Raw genomic sequence first — 23,843 nt, 5'->3', positions numbered from 1 at the left:
GTTCCGGCCTGGTTCGGCCATCCATGCAGTATCGGCGTTTTCGCTGGCATCCCCAACGGCAGCTTCATCGCCATCCCTTTGCCTAGGTGCTCGGGGAGGGGGTCCTTTGCATGGACGATTTTCACGGTGCCCGGACGAGCACGACCCGGCCCGATCCCGCAAGCTTTTTCCACGGTGCCGGCGCCATGCCGTGGCACATCCCGTGTCACAACCACTACTCCCAAACGGGTAAAGGATCGCCCACATACGAGAACTCTCATCAGATGACCCACCTTGCAACCGCTGCAAAAACCCTGCTGGCTCCACTCGCCCTGTCCGTCGCCCTCTACGCCGCATCGGCACCGCTCGCACCAGCCGCCCATGCCCAGGCGGCAACGACGATCAAAGCACCCATCTACGGCGTCACCCTGGACGACCTGTCCAACCTCAATGCGATCATCACCTCGCTGACCAAGCTGCCGCACAAGCCCATGGTGCGCGTGGTGTTCGACCCCGGCACGAGCGCCGCCGAGTACTACCCCGCGCTGGTCAAGCTGCACACGGTGGCTTACGTGATGGGCGAGATCATGGACTCGTACTATTTCCCCACCGACATCAACACCTACACGGCGCGCACCAAGGAACTGGTCTACGGCCTGAACGGTACGGTCGACGTGTGGGAGATCGCCAACGAGATCAACGGCGAATGGCTGCGCAAGAACCCGAACGGCAGCAAGGCCACGGTGAACGCCCAGGAAACCGCCATCGGGCAAATGGTCGCCGCCGCCAACTCGATCGTGAAGGGCGTTGGCGGCAAGACCGCCATCACGCTTTACTACAACGACGACAGCAAGGGCACCAATTGCTGGGCGAAACCGCAGGACTACTGGAAGACCTGGCCCACCACCTTCCTGTCGGCCAGCGTCCGCCAGGGCACCGACTACGCGTTCTTCAGCTATTACCCGTACCAGGACTGCCCCAACCTGAAGCCCTCGTGGGAAGCTGATTTCAGTGCACTCGCAAGCATCTTCCCGAACGCGAAGATCGGCTTCGGCGAGATCGGCACGTCGAGCCTCAGCGCACCCGTATCGGTGCAGACGAACATGATCAAGACGTACTACCCGATGATCAACACCATCAAGAACCCGAAGTTCGTCGGCGGTGTTTTCTGGTGGAACTACGCCGAGCAGATGGTTCCGTACACCAAGTCGTACTGGACCACGCTCAGGGACACGATCGCCCCGCTGAAAGTGCCACAGTAAGCCGGCAACCGTACCGTGCGGCGAACCGATCGCCTTGCGCAATCGGTAGTTCGAAAGCATAAAGAAGAACGCCTCCGGATGGAGGCGTTCTTTTTTCCGCGACGCTAGCGCTGCAACACCGTCGCCATCCCGGGCAGGTAACGCAATTCGAAGAAGACGCTGTCGCCTCCGCACGGCGCGCGTTGCGCCAGGGCCGCATCGGCTTCGGCGGCCGACAGAGCGACGGCGGTGAAGGCGCTGTCTTCGCCGATCTGGCGGAAGATTTCGTGGACGATGCCGTGCGCGTGCGATCCCGCACACTGGCTCGCCGCGCCGAGATACAGCTCGCGCTCTCCCCGGCCGAGGCGTCCCGTGCCCGCCCCATCCTGCACCCAGGCACGCACGCCGCTGCGCTGCACGTCGGTCAGCAACTCCGCATAGCGAGTCGGCGTCATGTTGCCCGCGAAGAACGAGGTCACGTAGACCGGCCGCTGCGCGATGCCGTCCAGCTGGCGCCGTTCCGCGGCGAGATAATCCAGCAGTTGCCTGCGCACCGCAGGATCGCGCCAGCGCCTGTCGTCGATCTCGAGCGGCAGATACCAGCCGACGATCGCTGCGCTTCCCAGGTCGTCGACCCAGCGCCGGGCGGCCTCGGCGTTGCGGCGCGAGAGCGTGCGCAGGTACGTGTCCAGCGCCACCGGCGACGCTTCCTGGCGCTGAAAAAACGCGGGATCGCTATCCAGCCCCAGCACGATGCGCAACCCGGCCGCGTGCGCCTCGCGCACCCGCTGCAGCAACCAGGCATGCCCGGCCGGGTCGCCGAACGCGTCGCCGTACTGCGTCCACTGCACCACCAGCGTGTCGAAGCCGCGCGCGCGCACTTGTGCAAATGCGGACGGCCACTGCGCCTGCGCGACCTCGCGATCGCGCAGTTGGGGCTGGTAGAAGATCGCCGTGGTCGCATCGGCCAGCAGCGCCGTCAGCAGCAGCGCCAGCCCGACAAGCCGGCACAACGCAGGTTTCACCACTGCGTCCTCACGATCAGGAACACCGCGTTGCTCTCGCGCAGGTAACTGGTGAAGGCGTGCTGCCCTTCCAGCGCGAGGCTGAAGCGGTGCGGGTAGGCGTCGTAACGGGTCTCGCCGTACCACAGGTTCCACTGCAGGCCGACGCCGGCGCGTGCGTCGCGCGCATAGCCCGCGCCGTGCGCACGGTCGATACCGGTGTACTGCACGTGGACATAGGGTTCGATGGTCTGGCCGTCGACCAGTTTGCGCTGCCAGCCCAGCAGGTAGTCCGCGGTGAACACGGTTTGCCGGGCGCGCAGGTAGCGGGCGACGTCGACGTAGAAGTTCTGGGTGAACCAGCCCGACCCGGTCGCATGCCAGTCGTCGCTGAGCCGCGGGCTGAAGGACCACGACCCGCTGGCACGCAGCATGGTGTCGCTGCGGGTATTGCGGCTGTCGCCGATGGGCGTCTGCTGCTCGATCGACAGCACGACGTTCTGCGCGAGCAGCGGCTTCCAGTGCAGCCCCACGCCGAGCATCGGCGAATGCACCGGCCACACCGAACCGCTGACGCCGCTGCCCGCGAAGACGCGCGCGTAGGCGGCCAGCGTGTTGGCGTCGCCGCCGGTGAGATGCGGATCGAAGCGGTATTGCGCCTCGAGCTGCAGGTAGCTGCGATAGGAGACGCCCGGCGCCGCCGCGTTGGCCGCCGAGGACACGGTATCGCCCAGGGTCATGTCGGCGTTGAAGCGCCACTTGCGGCCGAGATCCTCGTGCAGGCGCCGCAAGGTGTAGCGCTGCTGGTCCTCGTCTTCCTGCGTCGTGCCGCCGCCCACGGTGTCGGCAGCCGCGACGGAACCGAGCTGGTCGATCGCCTGCGCCGCATAGGCCTGCGCCTGGGCGTTGTCGCCGAGCTGCTGGTGCACGTACAGCAACTGCCGGGTCAGTGCCGGATCGTCCGGGTTGGCCCGGTGCGCGCGCTCAAACTGCGCCACCGCTTCGTCCGGCGCACCCGCCTGCAGATAGGCGTAGCCCAGCGAGGCGGCCAGCCGGCTGTCATCGGGCGCGAGCGCACTGGCACGCTGCAGCGAAACCAGCGCCGGCTGCGCTTCGCCGGCCCGGCTTTGCAGGGCCGCCAGGCGCGCGTAGTAACGTGGATCGGCGTGCGTCGCCACGGCGTTTTCCAGATCGACGCGGGCCAGCGCCGGATCGCGCGGCTCGTCGGCCTGCGCGCGCAACCACCAATAGGCGTGATCCTGCCGACCGCCCTGCGCCGCATACGTATCCAGCCAGGAACGTGCGACGGCCGGATCGTCGACGGTGAGTGCGGTGGTCGCGGCAGCCAGCAGGTCGGCCGGCTGCATGTGCGCCGCCGGTACCGAACGCCAGGCCTGCAAGGCCGTCGCATAGTCCTGCGCGCCATAGGCCTGATAGGCCAGCGCGCGGGTGACGTCGCTGTCGGGCTTGCGCTTGTTGGCCTCGGCGTAGGCGTACTCGGCGAGACCGGGCCGGTCGTTGCCGTAGCAATCGCCGAGCTGCCGCCACAGGCCGGCGGGGTAGTCCGGCGAGAGGTCGGCCATCACCTGGCGGATCCCCTCGCAGTCGCGCAGCGCGCTGAGGATGGGGATCTGCGCCACGCGCAGCGGCACGCTTTCCAGCGGCAAGCGCAGACGCGCGCGATCGTCCGATGAAAAAAGCGTCGGCTGCTCGCCGGCCAGCACGGCCAGGCGGGAAAACAGGGCCGCCCGGCCCGGGTTGCCGGCAAACGGGTATGCACCCAGCATCAGCTGCTTCGCCTCGCCGCGCGCACCGGCCTCGATCAGGCGATAGCTGAGCGGATCGAGCAGGCGGTAGCCTTCCGGCTGGGCGATCAGCGCCTCGGCCTGCTGCCTTGCCTCGGCATGGCGGCCTTGCTGCAGGTCCAGGCTGAAACGCTCCTCGCGCAGGCTTCCGTCGGGCAGCCGCGACAGCATGCGTTGCGCCATCGCACTGTCGCCGCGCGCCATCGCCAGCGGTACCGAAAGCCGCGCCTGCAACGCCGCGTTGGCGGGGTAGCGCGCGGCATAACGGACCAGCAGCCCCGGCCGGTCGTGCACCACCGACGCAAGCAGATTCACCCATCGCCGCTCGTCTTTTTCACTGGCGAATGCGGGTTGGCGGGCGGCCATGTACGCAGCCAGCCGCTTGCGATCGCCGCGGCCACCGATGGCCTCGGCCAGGGCCAGGTTCTGCGCCGGCGCATCCAGCCCGCCGCGCGATTGCAGCTGGCGCGCCGCATCCAGCTCGCCGAGCTGAAGCAGCAGGCTGAACCACTGGCCGCGCTCGTCGGCACTGAGCTCGTCGCCGGCATCCAGCTCGGCCAGTTGCGCGGCGGCGCGCTGACGGTCGCCGAGGTAGACCGCGCGCTGGACCAGCGCATGGCGCAAGGCGCGACCCTCGGGACTGCGCGCGAAATCCGGGGCGTCGAGTTCGGCCTGCGCCTTGGCGAGATCGCCGGCCTGCAAGTCGTCGAAGCCGCGCCGGGCGCGGCACACCGGCCGGTTGTCGCGGCTGCAGTCGACCGCGGCTGCCGCGACGGGTGCAGCGACGGGTGCAGCGACTTGCAGCCGCGGATCGCCCGGTGTGTGGCGACGCTGCTCGTCCAGCACCTGCTGCGCCTGCACCGCGTGGCCGAAATGCCGATAGGCCGCGGCCAGGTCCAGCGCCGTGTCGATATCCTGCGGCGCCAGCGCGCGCGCGCGCTCGAATTCTTCCACCGCGACGCGCTCATTGCCGGCCCGCATGGCCGCGTAGCCGGCCTGTCGATGCGGGTACACCAGGAACTGCCGGTAGCGGCTGCCGCCAACGGTCGGTGCCTGCCCCGCCGCGTGCGGCGACCACGTCGGCGCCATCACCAGCAGCGCCACCGCACAGCGGATTGGCCATGGTCGTTTCATGCTGCTTGCTCCGCCGGCGTCGCCAGCTGCGCCGACACGGCGGCCTCGATTTCAAGGAGGCTGGCGATGTTCGGCTGCAGTGCCGTCTGAAGGGCCAGCATGCGATCCAGCGTTTCACGACCGATCACACCCTGCTCGACCAGGAACTCTCCCAGCGGCTGCGCGCTGCGTGCGTGACTGAGCAGCAATGACCTGAACGCCACTTCATCCAGGTGGCCTTGCGCGACCAGGATTTCGCCCAGCATGACCTGGCGCGACACATAGCTGTCCCACAGCGACGCCACGCGGTCGCCATCGATTCGCCCGCTGCGCGCAGCGGCGTCGAGCAGATGATGCGGGTCGCGATCGCAGTCGCACAAATGCGCGTACCAGCGACGCAGCCCGACCGCGACCTGACCCTTGTGCGCGATCACATAACGCACCGGCCGGTCGAGTTGGCGCGCGAGTGCGGCCAACGACACCGGGTCGATGTAGGACTCGCTGGCGAGAACCAGCGCGTGGCCTTCGTAGCGCAGCGGCAGCACCGCGTAGTGCAGCGCGATGCGCGCCGGGAGCGCGTCCAGCAGTTCGTGCGGCAACCCGGCAAAGTCCACCGACTCGCAACTGACGCCGATCTGTTCGGCGGTCGAACGCGCCAGTTGCGCGGCGGTGATTCGGAATTCATGGATCATCGAGCTGCCCAGTTGCAGGCCGTCGATGCGATGCAGCTTCGCCTCGCGCAACTCCAGCGCCGATACCGCGCCGTTCGCCACCAGTATCTCGTCGAGCGAACGCTTGGCATGGTTCTCGCCGCCGATGCTGGGAAAGTCGTGGGTGGTCTTGTCCCAGGCCACGCGGCGCGGATCGCCGCACTTGATGATCTGGCGGATGGCGCGCCAGTTGGCGAGGAAATTGATCAGGTTGCCCCACAGCAGCCGCGGTATCGACAACAAACCCTGCTTCACGCCGTAGTAGCTGGACACGAAGATGATTCGCTGCAGCATGCGGTTGCCCATCAGCGCGAAGTTCGCGACCAGCAAGTATTCGAACCACGGCCGCCCCTCGAAGATCGAGACGAAGCGCGGCGCCTGCGTCCAGACTTGCTGCAGCAGCCAGATCGCGATCAGATGGAGCAGGATCAGCATCGCGGCGAAACTGACGAAGTTGTTGATCGCGCCCTTGCGGTCGCGCCACAGGAAATAGTTGAGTACCGGACCGTGCCTCCAGCCGTGGGTGCGGTAGCCCTGGTACACGATGCCGATGATCCAGCGCGACTTCTGCCGCACCGCCGTCGCCAGGCGGTCGGGGAAGTATTCGCGCACGCAGATCACGTTGGACTCGCGCCAGCTCTGGCCCAGCCGGTTCTCGGGCGAAGGGTGGCGCCGGTAGCGCAGCACCGGGAAGCGCACGAAGATCTCCTCCATGCCCCAGGCCTTCAGGCGCAGGCCGATGTCGTAATCCTCGGTGAGGCTCTGCACGTCGAACGCGACGCCGTTGCCCGCATCGATCAGCGTGAGCACGGCGCGCCGGCTGAAGCAGGTGCCGACGCCGGCGCTGGGCACCTGCCCCGCCAGCGCCTCGCGCATGGGCACGTCCTTGCCATGCAGTTCGGCGAACTCGTCCAGGTAGTGCAGGCTGGTGAAGTTGTTCCACTGCCGCGCGAACGGGTAGACCGGAATCTGGATCAGGTCCTTGCGGCCGACCAGGTAGTTGAACAGGCGCAGTTCGAGCGCGCACACGACGTCCTCGGCGTCGTGCAGGATGAAGCCTTCGAACGCCATGTGGGCGCGCCGCTCGAACTGCAGGATGGCATCCAGCACGTTGTTGAGGCAGTCGGCCTTGCTGGTCGGCCCGGGCCGCGCGCACACCACCTTGTGCACATTGGGGAAACGCGCGCATACCTCGTCGACGTCGCGCTGGGTATCCGGGTCGTTCGGATAGGTGCCGACGAAAATGTGATAGTTCTCGTAGTCCAGCGTGGTCGCCGCCAGTTCGGCCATGTGGCCGATCACACCGGTTTCATTCCACGCCGGCACCATGATCGCCAGCGGCTTTTCCGCCGGGCGGTACAGCTCGTGGTAGTTGGTGTGCTCGTGCCGCTGGTAGACCACCAGCGACTTCCACAGCCGGCGCAGCCAGTAGGCGACGTCGATGAACAGGTCGTCCAGGCCGCTGACCAGCATCAGCAGGGCGATCGCGGTAACGACCACGCTCAAGCCGTAGAGATAGGTCGAGAATGCATCCAGCCACCACATGCCGTTCTCCTTGGCTAGATCGCCGCGCGAAGGCGTTCGTCGCACGCCAACGCGTTCTGCAGCAGATCGACGATCCGGAGGCTGGCCTGGCCATCACCGAATGGATTGCCCGCACGCGCCATCGACTGGTGCGCCATCGGGTCCGACCAAAGCTCCTCGATCTGCTTCACGATGGATGCACGCTGCGTGCCGGCCAGCCGGGCGCAACCGGCTTCGATCGCCTCCGGCCGCTCGGTTTCCGTGCGCAGCACCAGCAGCGGCACGCCAAAGGTGGGCGCTTCTTCCTGCAGGCCACCGGAATCGGTCAGCACCAGCCAGGAGTCGATCAGCGCCTGCTGCATCTCCAGGTAGTCGAACGGCGGGCTCAGGCGCACGTTGGCCAGTCCGCCGAGGATGGCGTGCACGGGCTGACTCACCACCGGGTTGAGGTGCACCGGAAACAGCACCTGCAGCTCCGGGTGGCGGCTCGCGACCTCGGCGATCGCATGGCAGATCTCGCGCAGGTCGCTGCCCCAGTTCTCGCGGCGATGCGAGGTGACCAACAGGTGGCCGCGACCCTCCACGCTGCGCCGTATCCGATGGTGCCGCACCACCCAGTGCTGCGCGTCGATCACGGTATTGCCGGTGACGAAGATGCGCTCGCGCGGAATCGCCTCTTCGCGCAGCGCCAGCGCCGCGCGCTCGGTCGGCGCGAAATGGAACCGGGTGATCCGGCTGACCATCTGGCGCAGGCCTTCCTCGGGGAACGGCCGCTCCAGGTCGTAGGTGCGCAGGCCCGCCTCCACGTGCGCGACGGGAACGCGGTGATGGAAGCCGCACAACGCGCCGAGGAAGGTGCTTTCGGTATCGCCCTGCACCACCACCAGCGACCATGACCCGTCGGACATCACCGCGTCGAGCAAGCTGCGACAGCGTGCACTGAACTCGTGCAACCCCTCGCCAGCGCGCTCGAGCGAAATGTCGGGAACAATGTCGAAGCAGGCAAGCATCTGACGCGCCATCTCGTCGTGCTGCCCGGTATGCAGCCAGTGCGGCCGCACCCAGCCGCTGGCGCGCATGCAGTGATACAGCGGTGCCAGCTTGATGATCTCCGGGCGCGTGCCACAGATGATCAGTGCATCCTGCATGTGCCTTCCCCCACAGGACCGCAACTCAGTCCTGCTACGCGGGCGTCCTGCCCATGTCCCCATTGTCACGAGAAGCCGATCGCAAGCGCCTCGAGTGGGCGGGGGAGTGCTTGCGATCAAGCCCGTATCGGCGGTCAGAAATTCCGCCTTGATGTTCAATATTGCCAACTCAACGTTAAACTGACGCCAATTTTTGATGAATTCTCTCTCTATTGCACTTGACATATGTATGAATTTACACTAGCCGAGTAGCAAAGTAAGCAATCCGGTTGCAAGCAAGCTTGCCACGGAGGGCGAGGCGTCCCTTTCACGGGATCAGGGGCCTGGGCATTCGGGATGTGTAGTGCATTTCCAGCAGCGCGCGCTGGCCGCGCGCCTGCCCCACCACTGCGTGAGAGGAATTCCCATGACAAGGTCAACGCTTGTCGGACTGTCGACTCTTAAGTCCGTCATCATCAGTGCGGTACTGCTGTCCGCGGCGGCATTCGGTTCGATGTCCGTCGCCGGCGCAACGCAACTCGTCTCTGCGACCGCGCCGACCGTGCGCTCCGTCGATAACCGCATGCTTCCCGCGCCGCCACCACCACCGGGCGCGGCGCTGCCAAAGAAAAAATCAACCGTCGTTTCCCCGACGTCGACCAGTCGCCTGGCGCCGGCGCTGCTGCAGGCAGTGAGCCAGTACGCCGGCGCGCCCGGCGCGAACCCGAGCCAGAACACGCTGGTGCTGTACGACAGCTCCGGTCAATGGGGCTGGCTGGGCGAGGCCTACGGCGTGATGGCGAGCAACCTGGTCACCCACGGCAGCAAGTACACCCTGCATCCGGCGGCGGGCTACGTCGCGGGCGAACTCGGCGGCTACACCGGCCTGATCTATGTCGGCTCGACGTACGACGAACCGCTGCCGACCGCGCTGCTGGACGACGTGCTGGCGACCACCAAGCCGGTGCTGTGGATGAGCAACAACATCTGGCAGCTGGCCGCCCGCGCAAGCAACTTCGCCGGGCAGTACGGCTTCACGCCGATGTTCTTCGACTTCAGCAATGCGCTGACGGTGACCTACAAGGGCGTCGCGCTGCAGCGCAATGCGCTGGCGGCTCCCACCGGCCTGCTGCAGACGGTAATCAACGACCCCACCAAGGCGCAGGTGCTCGCCACGGCGACCAACGACGTCGGCGGCACCATCAACTGGGCCACCCGCGGCGCCAACCTGACCTATATCGGCGAGATTCCCTTCAGCTATACGGGGCCGAACGACCGCTATCTCGCGGCCGTCGACCTGATCGGCAAGGTATCCAACCCGTCCATGCTGTCGCGCAAGCGTGCGCTGGTGCGCATCGAGGATGTCGGCGCCGACGCCAGCCCGACCAGGCTGCGCGCGATCGCCGACTACCTGTACAGCAAGAACGTGCCTTTCAGCGTGGCGGTGATCCCGTTTTACAAGGATCCGAACGGGACGTACAACAACGGCGTGCCGGTCAGTACACACCTCTACCAGGCCAGCGCCGTGGTCAAGGCGCTGCGCTACATGCAATCCAAGGGCGGCACGCTGCTGATGCACGGTTACACGCACCAGTACTCCAACGTCGCCAACCCGTACAGCGGTGCAAGCGGCGACGATTTCGAGTTCTACCGTGCGCACGTCAGCCCGGACAACTACGTCATCTATGACTCGCCGATGGCGGAAGACTCCGCCCTGTGGGCGCAGGGACGCATCGCGAGCGGCCAGCAGGAATTCGCCCAGGCAGGCTTCGCCGTGCCGAACATCTTCGAAGCGCCGCACTACGCCGCCTCGGCGATCGACTACCAGGTGTTCCAGCCCGCGTTCACCGCACGCTACGACCGCGGCCTGTTCGCGGCCGGCTGGTGTCCGAACGGGGCCTGCGGAAGCGGCATACCGGACTACACCAGGATCTACGGCCAGTTCTACCCCTACCTGGTACGCGACATCTACGGCTCGGTGGTGATACCGGAACAGCTCGGCAACGTCGAGCTGGTCGAGTTCAACCACAACCCGCCACGCTCTCCTGCCGACATCCTCTACAGCGCCAATCGCAACGCCGTCATCCAGGACGGCGTGCAGAGCTTCTTCTTCCACCCGTTCCTGAACATCAGCAACCTGAAGCAGATCGTCGCGGGCCTGCAGGCGATGGGCTACACCTTCGTACCCGCGGACACCGTCAAGCAGGGCTGACGGATCATGGCCGGCAGGCCGCCGATGGAACGGCGGTCTGCCTTCGGGACGCGTCGCGGACGCACTTCGTACGGCAGAGCGTCGCCCTGCGGGATGCAGCGCAAGTGCGGCTATTTCCGCGCGTCTTCCTTACGCCGGCTTGTCCACTTTCGTGACCTTTTTCGCCACCTTCGCCCGCGCCTTCTTCACCGCCGCGGGCGCCGCCCGTACAGGTGCGGCACGCTTTCCAACCAGCTGGTTCCGCCCTGCCTGCAGCAACTGGCACAAGGAGTCGAAACGGCAGCAGCATTCGTCGTAGGTACCGTTGTCGCCGGTGACGCCGAGCACCGCGTGATGATGCAATCCGCGCGGCGGCAGCGCGGCCGGCGTGGCGCCAGCCGATGGCCAGTCGAGCTGGCCGTTGCCGGCCACCCGCGCGGGGATCAGCCAATAGTCGCCGGTGGCATACAGCCCGCCTGGTTCGAAGCTGATCTGGATACCGTCCTCCAGCGCGATCGGCGCGCCCTCGGCCACGGCCAGCACGCCTTGCGCGTTCACCGCCTCGCGCTGGTCCCAGCGGCGCAGCAACGGATGCCGGTGCGGGTCATCGTCCAGCGGCCACGGCGTGGTGCTTTTCGGCACATTCAAGGTAACCGTGCAGCTTGCCGCATCGACGGCGAGCACCTGCAGCAGCGGGTACGCGCGCTGCCCCAGCGTGTAGCGGTCGTCGACCAGCTCGACCCAGTCGTTTGCCGCCAACCCGAGCCGGGCATCGCGGCCGAGCCGGGCCAGGGTCACCGTCAGCGGCGCGCTGCCGTCGTCCGCCACCGCACCGGGGTCATGGTGCGTAACGGGGAACACCACCGAGCCGTTCTCGCGCGACCACTTGAAGCTGGCCGCGCCGGCCAATCCGCTCTGGTGGATCTCGACCCGGTACAGCTGGTTCTCGCAGCCGCGGTAGCGCGCGTCGGCGGCGATCGCGCAGGGATCGTTGTCGGATTCCTGCGGGCCCAGTTCCGCGCGCAGTCGCGGCAACGCGTACGTTGCGCGTGCGCCGAGCAACTGGCGCACCGCAGTGCACGGCGAGGCGCCAGCCTGGTCGCCGCCGTCGAGGCTCTTGCGCAGCGCGGCCACCTCGGCGAGCTGCTGCTTGATCGTCGCCGCGTCGGTCGGATTGTCGGCGGCAGCCTGGCGCACCTTCAACGCCGCGGTGACGTCGTCGAGCTGCTGCTGCGCCCGCGGTTGATCGAGCATGCGCAGTTGCCACACCACCTGCGCGCGGGAAGCGGTATCGACGCCGTCCAGTGCCACGTCGGCGATGAGCGGCGCCTCCACCGCGCACAGGTGCCGCTCCCATACGTCCAGCCACAACGCGAAACCCTGCGGCGGATTCTCGAATCCGTTCTTGCCGTCGGCCACGCCGTAGTCGGGCGTGGGCGCGTTCGGCTGCTGCGCGAGAGTGCACATGACCTCGTTCACGCACAGGATGCCGTCGACGTAGAAGTGCCCCGGCGCCAGCTGCCAATCGGTCAGCGGCAGCGGCTTGCTGTTGCCGTCCGCATTGGTCGTGCTGCCGGTGATGGCGAAGCCGCTGCCGGCGGCCCAGCACGGGCCGACCAGGTCGCGCACCAAGGTGCGCAGCAGATGCAGCTGGATGTGCGCCTGTTCGTTCCAGTCCGCCTCCAGCAGCACGCGGCCCTGCTGCTGGAACACCTGGCTGTAATGCTGGGTCGGATCGAAGCTGACGCGTGCGAAGTCGCCTTTCATGGTCGATCTCCTAACTCGCAAAAAGGATGCCGGCGTCCGTGCCCGCCGGAACGTATTCCTGCAGCCGCGCCGCGAGATTCGCCTCGCGCTGCGGCTCAAACAGGTCGTGGTAGACGCCCATCGCCGAACGATCGGACGCGCCGCTGCGAATCTCCGCGCAGCAGCCGTCGGCCAGGCGCAGGTAATGCGGCGTGCCGTAGCGGCGGCTGCGGAACTGCGGCACCACGCGCAGCCGTTCGTGCGCGCGATCGGCCGCGGCGACCGCGGCCAGCGCCAGGTCGGGCTGGCAGTGGAAGCGTCGCGGCGTGCGCGAACCGTCCGCCACGTAGCAGAAGCGCACGCAGCCCTGCTGCCGACGCAGCACGCGCAACGGGCTGGCGAAGATCGAGTCCTCGGCCAGCGCGATGCCATGCGCCTGCACTTCGCCGATCACCGTGCAGCGGCGGAAGCTGGCCTCCACATACGCCACCGCTTCGTCCGGTGCACCGAGCGCCACGCGCTCGATGCCGGTGGCGTCGAGGATGCTGTCGCACAGTTCCAATGACGGCGGCTCGCCACGCCGCTCGGGACTGATCACCGCGATCGCGCCGAGGATGCTGTGTTCGACGCGCAACGCGGCGCGCGTGCCGTCGAGAGTGATGCTGGGCTCGCCCGGGCGCTTCGGGTCGCAGTCGCAGTGCAGCGCCCAGCCCGGTACCAGGGTGCAGTGGCGGATCAGCAGCTCGCACAGGTCGTCGTCCGCGGCGGCCTCGTCACCCGGCCCGTGCACTTCGATGCCGCGGCCCACGATCAGCAGGCCGTCCAGCAACACGCGGCTGCCGGCGCGTCCGCCGATGCCAAGCGCATCCGGCTGGCTGGCGCGCACGTCGAGCAGGCGCAGCACCGGCCGGGTGCGTTCGGCGGCGCGCAACTGGATCGCCTCGCCCGCATCCAGCTGCAGCTCGACGCTGCCTTCGTACACGCCGCTCTCGGCCAGCTCGATCACCAGCGCACGCAATGCCGGCGTGGCCGCCTTCGCCTGCGCCCACGCCGCCAGCGCCTCGGCGATGCTGCCGAAGTGGCCGGCCGGCCAGCTGCCGTTCGTCGCGCGATCCGGCAACGCGGCATGCACCACGTAGCGGGTGGCGCCTTCCAGTTCCGGCGTGACCCGCGCGTATTCGCCGCCACCAAGGTCAGCGGCGAAGCCGTACTGGTAGCTCACCCACACGCCGCGCTTCGGCCGCTGGTTCGCCGGAAACATCAGGCGACCGCGTTCGGGATCGACCGCCACGCGCCCGCGCTTCACCTGCCCCCGCCAGCCGGACAGGTCAGCCGGGATCAGCAGCTCGCGCGGCACCGGCACGCCCTGGCCTTTCGCCGGCCAGTCCGGCGCCCACACCTGCACGCTGCGACCGTCGCCATAGAGTTCGGCCGACACGCTGGCGTAGTCGGCCAGCGGGCCGCGCTCGGCGAAACGCCAACGGCGCAGTGGCAGCGGCAGGTTGCGCTCGTCGGCAATGTGGGTGGGTTCGGTTTCCGCGACCGGGCGCTGGAACAGCGGCGTGTCGTTGCCGAGCACACTGAAGCTGAAACACTGCGGGCCGCGTTCCTCGATGCAGTACGCCGGTGTGCAGGTCACCGGATAACTGCGCAGGCGGCAGGCGAACACGCCGACCGCGGGGATGTTGTGGCGGCCGCGCCGATGAGCGCTGCCCATGCGCCGCACATCGACGCTGCGCGCGAACGGATCGAACGCGCCGTTCGCCCAGCCGAGCCGCTGCAGCCGGCCGGGATCGCGCAGGTCCGCCGTGCCGCCGCGCTGTGGATGTTGATGATCGAGATGCTGCATCCAGCCGAGCCGGCGGTAGAACTCCAGCGCGCGCGCCGGCCAACCGGCCGCGTCGCGGGAAAGGTCTTCCAGCAGCGACAGCGTGCCCTTGCGCCGGCGCGCATCGATCGTGTTCGCCACGTCGGCTCGCGGCGCCAGCACGCGGCCGAGGCTGGCGTCGCGGCGACCGTCCTCGCCCAGCGTGGCCGCCTCGGGCAACAAGGTGTAGCCGAGCAGGTCGCCGATGTACGGCACCACCCAGTCGTCGCAGGTTTCGATGAACCAGTTGTCGTACAGCCGTGCGATGTCTTGCTCGAGCACGTCGGCCTGGCTCGAAAGCACGTGCAGGAAATCGCGCAGCGGGTAACTCTGCTCCGCATCACGCATGCGGTAGACCACCGGCAGCAAGTCGTACAGTCGATCCGGGCGCGCAGTCATGGCGTGGCCTCCTGCAGCAACAAGGTGTCGGGGACGTTCGGCGGCAGGTAGGCCAGCTGCGCCGGGCGCAGCGTGCCGTTGCCGTCGTAGCGGGCGGGAAGCACCTGCACGCGCGGCGGTACCGTCGTGGTGGTCGTGGCGATAACGTGGGTCATCAACGAAGCGCCATCACCGCCTTTGCCGTTGTCGCCGCCGGCGCCGAAGCCGGCCAGCAGGGTCGCTTCGTCGAGGCTACCGAACGCGTCCACGTCGACCCAGGCCACGCCGCGCACCGCCTGCATGCAGGCGACCAGTTCGCTGAGGTAGACGGCCTGTGCCAGCGCGCGCCGCTCGAAGCCGAACGCATCCAGCAGCGCCGCGCGCACGGCCGGCTCGACCGACTCCCACGCAAAGTCCGGCAACAGCCCCACCTTCGCGCTCACGGTGAGCGCCAGCAGCTCGCGCACGCCCAGGCGCACGGGCAGCGACGGATCGCCGTACTGCTGCAGCGCCGCCAGCAGGTTGCGGTAGAGGTCGGAGCTCAGGTCGATCGGCGCATCGGCGGCACCGGCGATGGTGACCTGCACCACGTTGCCCAGCTTGATTGCCGCCGCCTTGCCGACGCCGCCGAACGTGCGCGCGAAGTCCGCGTAGTCCGGCACCGAGACCAGCCGATCCAGCGCCAGCACCGCCAGCGGCACGTTGCGGCGCGCCTGGTCGCGCGTCTCCGCGTCGGCACCGCCGGAGGCACGCAGCGGGTTGATCACCTCCTTGACGCCGAGCGGCCGGGTTGCCAGCAGGCTGACCTGCCCCGCACGCACGTTGCCCGGCGTGCCGATGCCGTTGCGATACGTCGCGACGATGTTCTCGACGCCGGTGGGCAGGCGCGCGCCGTGCGCGCCGTCGCCGAACTGCACGCTGGTCTTGCCGCCGTCGTCGATGGCGGTGACGAAGTGGCGGTCGGCCGTGCCGACGAAGGCAAGGTTGCGCGTCTCGTGCCATTGCATGTCGTTGACGCGCAGCGTGAGCGTGCTCTGCACGCCGTCGACGGTGGCGGCGGAAACGTACGTCAGCGGCGACTGCTTCAGCACGAACGCCTGCATCGACAACGCGCCACTGCCACTGCCCAGTACCTCGCGCCGGCTCTCGCCGTGGGTGGCACGCACCACGTTGGCGTGCACCGCCACGCTATCGCGCACGTAGCTGTAAGCCAGCCCCTTGTTCGCAAACACCAGGGCGCTATGCACGGTGTCGCCCGGCAGATCGGCATCGACACCCTGCTCCACCGCGGCCAGCATCACCAGCTCGGCGGCTGTCACCGCATCGGTGCCCGGCACGTCACTGCGCTGCCCTTCGACGATCACCCAGCGACCGGCCTTGAGTCCGTCGACGGCGCCGTCGAGGGTGAGGCGGGTGGCGTTGTCGCCGGTGCTGCGCGGGAGACTGCCCTTGGGGAGCAGGCCGATGTCATCGGCGATCGTCAATTCGGCCAGGGTCATCGCCTCGCTTTGGGCACGCACCAGCATGCACCGCAGGTTCGCCATTGAGAATGCGGACCAGAAACTGTCGTCGGAGGCATGCGCCAACGTGATCGACGTGGTCTTGCTGCTGAGGCCGTAAGCGGTGCGCGGCGCGGTTTGCACCTGCAGTGCCCGGGCCACGATCGGGGTCGTTCGATTGGGTGCCTCGATGACCAGATAGCTGTCGGCGACGACATCCTCGTAGGCATGATCGAGCGACAGCACATTGCCGGATTCGGCGAGCGACCAGTCGATCGGGCTCGGGTTGGGTTCGGTGGTTGTGGTCTGGCCGCTGGTCTTCATCAGCAGGCTTCCCGGCACCGGCGCGTTGTAGCCGAATAGCGGCGCGGCCACGCGCAGCGCAAACACGCCCTTCAAGTCCGGCGACGAGTCAACTTGCGGCACACTGCTCCAGGCCCGGTAGAACGTGTCGCGCAGCAGGGGCGAGAAGTTGAGCAGCAGCTGCGGGCGCACGTCGCTGGCCTTGCCCAGCGCGCTGGCGACGTCGCGCCGCAGGCGCAGTTGGCTGGCGGGCTGCGGGGTCGGCGTCAGCGTCAGCGCGCCGAACAGCGCACCGAAACCGGCGAAGCCTGCCGCTGGCGGTGCGGCCGTGCCGAATGCCGCATCCACTGCGTTTTTGAAATCGTCGATCGCCGGCGGCCCCTCGGGCGGTGCGTCATCGCCGAACGGCGGTTTCATCAGTTCGTCGTAACTGCCGCCATTGTCGCCGCCGAGCAGCAGCGTCCTGCGCACCTCACCGATAGCCCGCAACCATTCGTCGCGATTCGGGCCTGCACCCGACGAACCCAGCGCCACGAAGGCCGCATTCGCTGCCGCCACGATCTTCACCGTGGCCGTGGCGAGCGGTTGCAACAGCAGCTTGCTGCGGCTGCTCTGCTGCTGCACCTCGACCGACTGCACCAGGCGGATCGCCGGCACGCCGGCCGGCAGCTCACCGAACAGGAACAGCAGGTGGTCGTTCAACTTCAGGCCGGTGGTCGTGCTTGCGATCCACACCGCATCGAGCGTGACGACGTTGTCGAGCGTGATGTTCTGCGGCCGCGTCAGCCGCGGCTGCAGCGCGTTCCACTCGAAGCGCGCGTCCAGCGGCTCGGCGGTCTCGAAGGTCTGCATCTGTTCGCCGGGTGCCGGCACCGACTGCGCGCGTGCACCGGCGGAAATCGTCACCGGTGGCGAGTCCTTTTCCACCGTGTAGGCGAGGTAGATGCTGGCGGCCACGCCGGGGCGCAGGCGGTAGTCGACCAGGCGCGCCAGCTCCAGCACCGAGCGGCGTTCGGTAGCGGTGCGCAGGTAGCCTTCGTTGGCGATGCGCTCCTGGTAGAACGTGAGTACGTCGGCGCCGACCGCCCACGCGTCGATCAAGGCCATCGCCGGATCGTCGGCCTCGCGCGTGCGCAACCCGGCCAGCGCCGGCAACGCGGCGTCGCTCAAGTCGGCCTGCATGGTGGCGCGGAAGTCGGCGTACGCGCCGACGCGATACGCGAGGCTGGCCAGTCCCGGCCGGTTGTACAGCGGCAACGGCGTGCCGGCGACCGCGCCGCAACCGCAAGCGCAGGCATGTTTGCCACAGGCGCTACAGCAGCTCATCGGCCACCTCCCAGCGTGAACGCGATGCTTCCGTGGTCGGGATGATCCGGATCGTTGTCGACCTGGGCGATTTCGCGCGCGGCGAGATGCAGCACGCCATCGTCGGGCACGCCGTCACCGTCGCCCTCGGCGCGGGCCAGCGTGGTGACTTCGACGTGGGCCACGCCGGCGACCGACTGCGCCTCGGCCATGAGTGCGCTGGCAAACACCGGCGCGCCCAGCTTGAGCCGGTCCGGATGAAAGAAGCCGGGTTTGCCGTCGCGGCGCAAGCCGGCGCCGAAGCAGTCGCGCAGTTCGGCCTCGACGTGGGCGACGAGGAAGTCCGGCAACACGCAGACGAACAGCGCGATCCGCAGCAGCACGTAGCAGGCTGCGTGCACCTCGACGTCGTGACCGATGCGGCGGTAGCGCTCCAGCTGCGCCCTGATCTGCTGCGCCAGTCCTGCCGGCAGGTTCTCGCGACCCAGTGGGTCGACCATCACGTCGGCCGCATACCAGCTGCCGCTCCACTCGAGCGCGGCGGCCGCGCCCTGCAGTTGCGGCGCCTGCGCGGCGAACCTCGCGTAGTCGTCGGCGACAATCGCGCGCAGCGGTTTCGCACGGAACGCGCCGGGCGCATACAGCTTCACTTCGGCCAGGCTCTCCGGCGCGGTGCCGCCACTGGCCGGCAGCGGATTGCGCGGCTGCAACTCGGCGGACAGCACGCCCGACTTCAGCGCCAGCCACACGATGCTGTCGCGCCCCGCGTTGCCGGCCGGGCCGTTGCCGATGCGCGAGGCGGCGCGGAAGAAGTCGCCGGCCTGCGGCTGCGCGCCCAGCACGCCGTCGCCGAAGCGCAGGTGAGCGGCGCCGTCGTCGTCGATCTCGACCACGAAGTGGCGATCGTCCGGACCGCTCGCCAGCAGATCCTGGCGCGGCAGCCACCGCCAGCGCGGGTCGGACGTGCTGGCCACCAGCACGTTGTTGAGCGCGCCGCCATAGACGGTGAGCTGCGGCAGCGTCTGACGCGGATCGCGCGCCAGCAGCCGGCATACCGGCGCATGCGGCGGCAACGGTTCGGCCCAGGTCAGCGGCGCGTCCGGCAGCACGTGGCCGGTATCGGCGGGCGGACGGCGCACATCCTGCACCGCGCCGTCGCAGCGGCAGCAGCCGTAGTGCGTACCGCCGGGCACCAGCCAGCAGTCCTCGGCCAGCGCGCCGCAGCGCGTGCAGGCATCCGGCATCGCGGCAAGCGCGGCGGTCAGCCCGGGATAGTCGCCGTCGCTGCCTGTCGGCATGCAGATCGCCGACGAAACGCACTGCCCGCGCACGTGCTCGCCATGGTCGACCAGCAGCACGTTGCCGCGCGCCAGGCTGACGTCGTGCAGCCACGCGCAGTCCGGCGCTGGCGTGCGTACCGACAGGCACAGGTCGAACGGCAAGGCATCGCAGGCATCCCACGCGATCTCCAGCAGCAAGGTGCCATCAAGCGGGTCGACGGACGTCTGGACGTCCGTCAGGCGCACCGCGTGCCGGTGCGCGGGATCGGCGTCGGCAGGGTTGCCGGTCTGCGGTCCCAGCACTTCCTCGAAGATCAGCAGGTCGCCAACCGCGAGTTTCAGCGCACGTTGCGGCACCACGATCGCGGTGGCATCCGTCGCTGCCGGCGGTGCCGATGGCGGCGTGTCGACCAGGGTCGCCCGCGTGCTGCCGCGCGGCAGGCAGCACAGCTCGTCGCCCCAGGTGTGTAGGCGGATCGTGCTGTGCGCGGCGACCACGTCGAACGTGACCGCGCCGTCCAGCGGCATCGGCTCGTAGATCAACGCACCCTGCGCGCGCGCCGCGTCGAGTCGGGCCGCGTCGATCACGCCGGGTTGCGGATGGCCCTGCCCCGGCGGCGGTACCAGAAGCAGCAGATTGGCCAGTTCGAGGCTCAGGTCGTTGCTGCTGGCCAGCGTCACCAGCGCGCGCGCATTGCAGCCTTCGTGCATGCGGTAGTCGACCAGCCGCGCATGCCGGCGCACCGAGATGCGCCGGCGCGCGGTGCCCAGGTAGGCCTCGGTGGCGACCGCGTCCTGGTAGTAGCTGAGGTAGTCGGCGGTGTACGCCAGCGTCTCCACCAACGCGATGCCGAGGTCCGGCACGTGGCGCTCCTGCCATGCCGGCATGTCCAGCGCGAGGCGGTCGAGGAACAGCTGGCGGAAGCTGGCGTAGTCCTTCGCCAGGTAGTTGATCTCAGGCGTCGGCGGCGGCGGTTGCACGCACGGCGCCTCGTCCGCGCAGTCCAGCGTCTTCGCGCAGTCCAGGCGAAAGTGCAGCGTGGCGCAGGCGTAGCGCGGGTCGAAGCCGGGATACGCCTGCCAGCCGGCCGGGTCGTTGCCGGAGGCCGCATCCACCAGGCACAGGCAGTACGCCGTGTGGTCGCCTTCGCGATCGAGCACCACGCGCAGGCAGGCGTCGTCGTGCAGCTCCGGTTCCAGCTCGGGGTTCACGCTGAGCACGCGCAGGCCGGTGATGCGGTCGCCGCCGCTGATGCGCACGTTGGCCACGCCGAGGCCCTGCGGAATGTCGCCGAACAGGTGCACGCACAGGCTCACGCCGTCGTCGCCCACCTCGACGTAGTCGATGCCGTTGAGCGTGCCGGCCAGGCGCAATTTTTCGCGCCGCGCCGGCACGCTGCATACCGGCAGCGATGCGCAGCCGATCGTGCCGAGACTCGCATGGACGTTCGCGCGGTTCATGGCAGGCTCCGCACGAAGCTGTCGCTGCGCGTGTCGCCGCTGGCGCGCACGGTGTAGCTGAGATCGACGCGCAAGGTGGCGTCCTCGCTGCTGACTTCCAGCGCACCGACGTCGATCACGTCGCCGAGCCAGCGCTGAAGTGCCGCCTGCAGGGTGAACTGCAGCGCGGCGGCCAGCTCCGGGCTGTTCGGCGCAAATACCAATTGCAGCAGGCCGCTGCCGAAGTCGGGCCGGTTGACGCGTTCACCGGGACTGGTGAACAGCAGCTGCTCGATCATGTCGCGCACGTGGTCGTCGTCGCCGGTTTCCGCGACGCGGCCGCGGTTGTCGAAGTGGAATGGGAAGTCGATATTCATCATGACGTCCTCACATCGCGGTGACGCGCGTCTGGCTGGCGACGATCAGCAGCGGCGTGCCGGTCGGCGCGCAGATCGCCTGGCTGTCGAACAGCAGCAGCGGCTGTCCGCTGGAAGTGACCCGGGTCGCGGCCGTGACGAACTGCGCACTGATGCACGGCCCGTTCGCCGCCGTGGGCGGCGGCAGTGCGCAACCGGCGACCAGCCACGGCGCGGCCATCGTCACCGTGGGTTGGCCGCTCACCGCGACGCGCGGGTTCGGTGCGGTGGCCTGCGCCTGGCCGCCGTGCGAGCAAAGCACGCTGGCGCCGACATGGATGAGGAAGCCCGGCATCATGCATCTCCTACGTCACGACCAACGCGCCGTTGTTGATCGTCACCGTCGGCCCCGCGAGCACGATGGTGGCGCCCTGGCCGTTGGAGATCGTGATGCCGACCTCGTTGACCATGATCATCGCGCCGGTAACACTTTTCAGCAGGATGCCGCCGGCCGGCCCCGGCACGTCGCTGATCGCGATGGTGTGCTGCAGGCCCGACTGCAGCACGATGCTCGGGCTGGCCGGATTGCCGGCCAAGGCCAGCGCCGGCACTTCCGCCGCGGTGCCCCAGAAGCCGCCGACCCAGACCGGATAATCCGGATCGCCCTGCTCGAACTCGATCCACACGCCGGCGCCGATCTGCGGCACCACGTACACGCCGCTCTGCTTGCCGGCGATCGGCACGCACGGCATCGCCCAGCTCGACGGGATCAGGCCGGACACGTCCGGCACCATCACCTGGATGCGCCCGCGCTGTTCCGGATCCACGTTCTGGATCACGGTGCCGCGGTACTTGCCGAAGAACTTGTTCATGACGGCACCAGCGGCACGGTGGAAACCAGGCCCTTGCGCGACAGCTGGAAGCTCTGCTTGTACTCGCCGCGGCGGATCGTGTGGCGCACCTGGCTGACGTAATGCAAACCGTCGAACGCAGGGCCGACGCCGCGCACGCCGACCAGCTGCCGCGGCTGCAGCACGCGGCCGTAGCGCACCACGTCGAGGCTGCCGCGGCCGGTGACGGTGTCGGCGGATTTCGCCGCCTCGGCCATGCCCAGCAGCAGCGCGCGTTGCGGCGAATACTTCGCGGTCTCCGGCAGCGGGCGGAACTGCTGCGGCGGCGGATCGATCAGGCCCAGCGGCGGATTCAGCGGCCCGATGTCGGGAATCGGCAGCGGCAGCGGCACCTTGGTCTGCTCGTTCTGGATGTAGACCACCGGCAGCTGGCGCGCGTTGCCGTCGTAGCTGAAGCTGAGCTCGTCGACGTTGCTGGCCGCGTCCATGTCCGCGTTCAGCGCCGGCTGCGGCACGCCTACCTTGATCTTCGGCCCCCAGTACGCGGTGCTCATGCCGGGCAGCGGGCCGGGATCGAGATAGAACACGTAGCCGACGCGCTCGGCCAGCAGGCGGATGTATTCCAGGTCGCTGCCCTGCTGGGTGGGGATGCGGTTGGTCGGGATCGGCACGTCGATCGCGATGCTGGGAATCACCAGCGGCACGATGCCGAGGAACGCGTACTTCGCCAGCAGCAGCGCCACGATCGCCTCGGCCGGCATCGCCGGATACGGCAGGCCGGGCAGGCCGGAGAATTCCAGCTTGGTCATCACCGCGGTGAGGTCGTCGCCGGTGACCTGCAAGGTGGTGTGGCGCTGGTCCGCGCCCGGCACCACTTCGGTGCGGGTCACCACGCCGTCGATCAGCACCTGCGGCATGCCGTTCACGGTGACCACCACGATCACCCGCAGCAACGACACCACGCCGCCGCCCGCGAGCAGGAACAGCGTGTGCAGCGGCGACTGCACGCTCAGCGTGAACTGCAGGGTGAACGCGCCCGCCGCCTCGTCCGGCGCGTTCACCTCGACCCGGGTGAGCGCGTCCAGCACGAGCTGCGGCACCGGCACCGGCACCACCGGTCCGACCAGCAGGGTCAGGTGCACGCCCTCAAGCATGCGGCACCCCCGGAATGCCTTCGGGCAAGGTGATGCGCAGTAGTTTTCCGATCGTCCCGGTCAGCTCCTCCGGGCGCAGCGCGCGGTTCGCGTCGCACAGCCGCCAGAACTGTTCGGGATCGCCCAGGTACTTCGCGGCGATATTGTCCAGCCGCTCGCCCTGCACCACGCGATGCCACTGCAGCAAGGCGAGGTTTTCCGGCGGCGGCACGAAGCGGCGCTTCAGGTACGTCACCATGCTGCCGTCGGCGCGCACCAGGCTCGTCGTGGGCGTCAGCGCGTAGCGGCTGGTGGGCGGGAAGTTCAAAGTCATGAAATCATCTCCTTGCGGGCATCTCGATCGCCCCGGTTCCGTCAGGCGTACACCGCCTGGCCGAGATCCCTTCTCGATCGCAGCTCGGCCAACATCTGCTGCTCGCCCAGGTCAGCCGCCCATGAAGGTCTCAACTGGAAGTGCGGCTGATCGACGATGGTTTTCCAGTTGCCACCCCACTCCAGACCCAGATCCAGGCCCAACGCGCCGACTGCCTTGTACTTCGGAGACTCGGGCAGATACTTGCTCCCCTCGAACACGCCAACGTCGAACGCAATGCCGAAATTGTGATTCGAGTAACCGGCCCGGGCGTTGGTCACCTTCTTTCCGGGAGCCGTCCGCCCCTGGGCATAGAGCGCTGCCTGCTCCTCGTAGGTGCGTAATCCGCTGATCACGCGTATGGCGATCCCGGTACTCGCCGCCTTCTGCACCAGGGCGCGCGCGATCGGCCGCAGTTCCGGCAGCAGCGTGGCGATCACCTTTTCGCTGCGATCGTCGACCGGCGAAATGGCTTCGGACGGCTTCATCCGATCAATCTTCTTGTCGACCAGCCGCGCGTAGATTGCGCCCCACGTCTGCGGGCCCGCCTTGCCATCCACCGCAACACCGAGAACCTGCTGTACGCCGGCAATCATTTCCTCGATACGCATGGTGGTC

Annotated in this window: 16 protein-coding genes; 2 read left to right on the top strand and 14 right to left on the bottom strand. The window is 68.2% G+C overall.

Going from position 1 to position 23,843, the window contains the following annotated elements; all coding sequences use genetic code 11:
- Positions 1-263 precede the first annotated feature (263 nt).
- Positions 264-1,241 (top strand): hypothetical protein, encoded by a 978-nt coding sequence (locus ASG75_RS15615; protein ID WP_056391721.1) that lies wholly within the window; start codon positions 264-266, stop codon positions 1,239-1,241.
- A gap of 104 nt (positions 1,242-1,345) precedes the next feature.
- Here ASG75_RS15615 and ASG75_RS15610 read toward each other — a convergent pair whose 3' ends face one another.
- From ASG75_RS15610 to wecB, 4 genes are read right to left on the bottom strand one after another with little or no spacing between them, the layout of a single operon-like run.
- On the bottom strand, positions 1,346-2,245 hold the full coding sequence (locus tag ASG75_RS15610; RefSeq protein ID WP_162253129.1) for a DUF4434 domain-containing protein: 900 nt from the start codon (positions 2,243-2,245) through the stop codon (positions 1,346-1,348).
- Positions 2,242-5,163, bottom strand: a complete 2,922-nt coding sequence (locus tag ASG75_RS15605) for a tetratricopeptide repeat protein (RefSeq protein ID WP_082547648.1) — start codon at positions 5,161-5,163, stop codon at positions 2,242-2,244. Before ASG75_RS15605 ends, ASG75_RS15610 begins: the two co-directional genes overlap by 4 nt.
- Entirely contained in the window at positions 5,160-7,397 is a 2,238-nt protein-coding gene (locus ASG75_RS15600) for a glycosyl transferase family protein (protein ID WP_056391712.1), read from the bottom strand. Before ASG75_RS15600 ends, ASG75_RS15605 begins: the two co-directional genes overlap by 4 nt.
- Before the next feature lie 14 nt (positions 7,398-7,411).
- Entirely contained in the window at positions 7,412-8,524 is a 1,113-nt protein-coding gene (gene wecB / locus ASG75_RS15595; RefSeq protein WP_082547647.1) for a UDP-N-acetylglucosamine 2-epimerase (non-hydrolyzing), read from the bottom strand.
- A gap of 541 nt (positions 8,525-9,065) precedes the next feature.
- Between wecB and ASG75_RS15590 the strand changes: the two genes are divergently transcribed.
- On the top strand, positions 9,066-10,715 hold the full coding sequence (locus ASG75_RS15590; protein ID WP_200935731.1) for a polysaccharide deacetylase family protein: 1,650 nt from the start codon (positions 9,066-9,068) through the stop codon (positions 10,713-10,715).
- Between the two features lie 129 nt (positions 10,716-10,844).
- On the opposite strand, the gene ASG75_RS15585 is transcribed toward ASG75_RS15590, so the two are convergent.
- From ASG75_RS15585 to ASG75_RS15540, 10 genes are read right to left on the bottom strand one after another with little or no spacing between them, the layout of a single operon-like run.
- Positions 10,845-12,461: a DUF6519 domain-containing protein gene (locus tag ASG75_RS15585; protein WP_056391709.1), complete on the bottom strand. Its 1,617-nt coding sequence runs from the start codon at positions 12,459-12,461 to the stop codon at positions 10,845-10,847.
- A 10-nt stretch (positions 12,462-12,471) separates the two neighbouring features.
- The gene (locus ASG75_RS15580) at positions 12,472-14,706 is read right to left on the bottom strand and encodes a hypothetical protein (RefSeq protein ID WP_056391706.1); all 2,235 of its coding nucleotides are present in this window, start codon (positions 14,704-14,706) and stop codon (positions 12,472-12,474) included.
- Complete coding sequence (locus ASG75_RS15575) at positions 14,703-17,813, bottom strand: putative baseplate assembly protein (protein WP_056391704.1); 3,111 nt, start codon at positions 17,811-17,813, stop codon at positions 14,703-14,705. Before ASG75_RS15575 ends, ASG75_RS15580 begins: the two co-directional genes overlap by 4 nt.
- Positions 17,810-20,533 (bottom strand): putative baseplate assembly protein, encoded by a 2,724-nt coding sequence (locus ASG75_RS15570; RefSeq protein ID WP_056391701.1) that lies wholly within the window; start codon positions 20,531-20,533, stop codon positions 17,810-17,812. Before ASG75_RS15570 ends, ASG75_RS15575 begins: the two co-directional genes overlap by 4 nt.
- On the bottom strand, positions 20,530-20,889 hold the full coding sequence (locus ASG75_RS15565; RefSeq protein WP_056391855.1) for a GPW/gp25 family protein: 360 nt from the start codon (positions 20,887-20,889) through the stop codon (positions 20,530-20,532). Before ASG75_RS15565 ends, ASG75_RS15570 begins: the two co-directional genes overlap by 4 nt.
- 10 nt (positions 20,890-20,899) lie before the next feature.
- A complete protein-coding gene (locus tag ASG75_RS15560) occupies positions 20,900-21,223 on the bottom strand; it encodes a hypothetical protein (protein WP_056391852.1) in 324 nt (107 codons plus the stop codon).
- A 10-nt stretch (positions 21,224-21,233) separates the two neighbouring features.
- Positions 21,234-21,740: a phage baseplate assembly protein V gene (locus tag ASG75_RS15555; RefSeq protein ID WP_056391698.1), complete on the bottom strand. Its 507-nt coding sequence runs from the start codon at positions 21,738-21,740 to the stop codon at positions 21,234-21,236.
- Positions 21,737-22,873, bottom strand: coding sequence for a hypothetical protein (locus tag ASG75_RS15550; protein ID WP_056391694.1), 1,137 nt, complete (start codon positions 22,871-22,873; stop codon positions 21,737-21,739). The genes ASG75_RS15555 and ASG75_RS15550 overlap by 4 nt, the downstream gene beginning before the upstream one ends.
- Entirely contained in the window at positions 22,866-23,186 is a 321-nt protein-coding gene (locus ASG75_RS15545) for a LysM domain-containing protein (RefSeq protein WP_056391691.1), read from the bottom strand. The genes ASG75_RS15550 and ASG75_RS15545 overlap by 8 nt, the downstream gene beginning before the upstream one ends.
- 41 nt (positions 23,187-23,227) lie before the next feature.
- Positions 23,228-23,836 (bottom strand): M15 family metallopeptidase, encoded by a 609-nt coding sequence (locus tag ASG75_RS15540; protein WP_056391688.1) that lies wholly within the window; start codon positions 23,834-23,836, stop codon positions 23,228-23,230.
- Positions 23,837-23,843: the final 7 nt, after the last annotated feature.

Source organism: Rhodanobacter sp. Soil772, from assembly GCF_001428385.1.
Classification (GTDB): domain Bacteria; phylum Pseudomonadota; class Gammaproteobacteria; order Xanthomonadales; family Rhodanobacteraceae; genus Rhodanobacter.
This window is presented reverse-complemented; position numbering and strand designations above follow the sequence as displayed.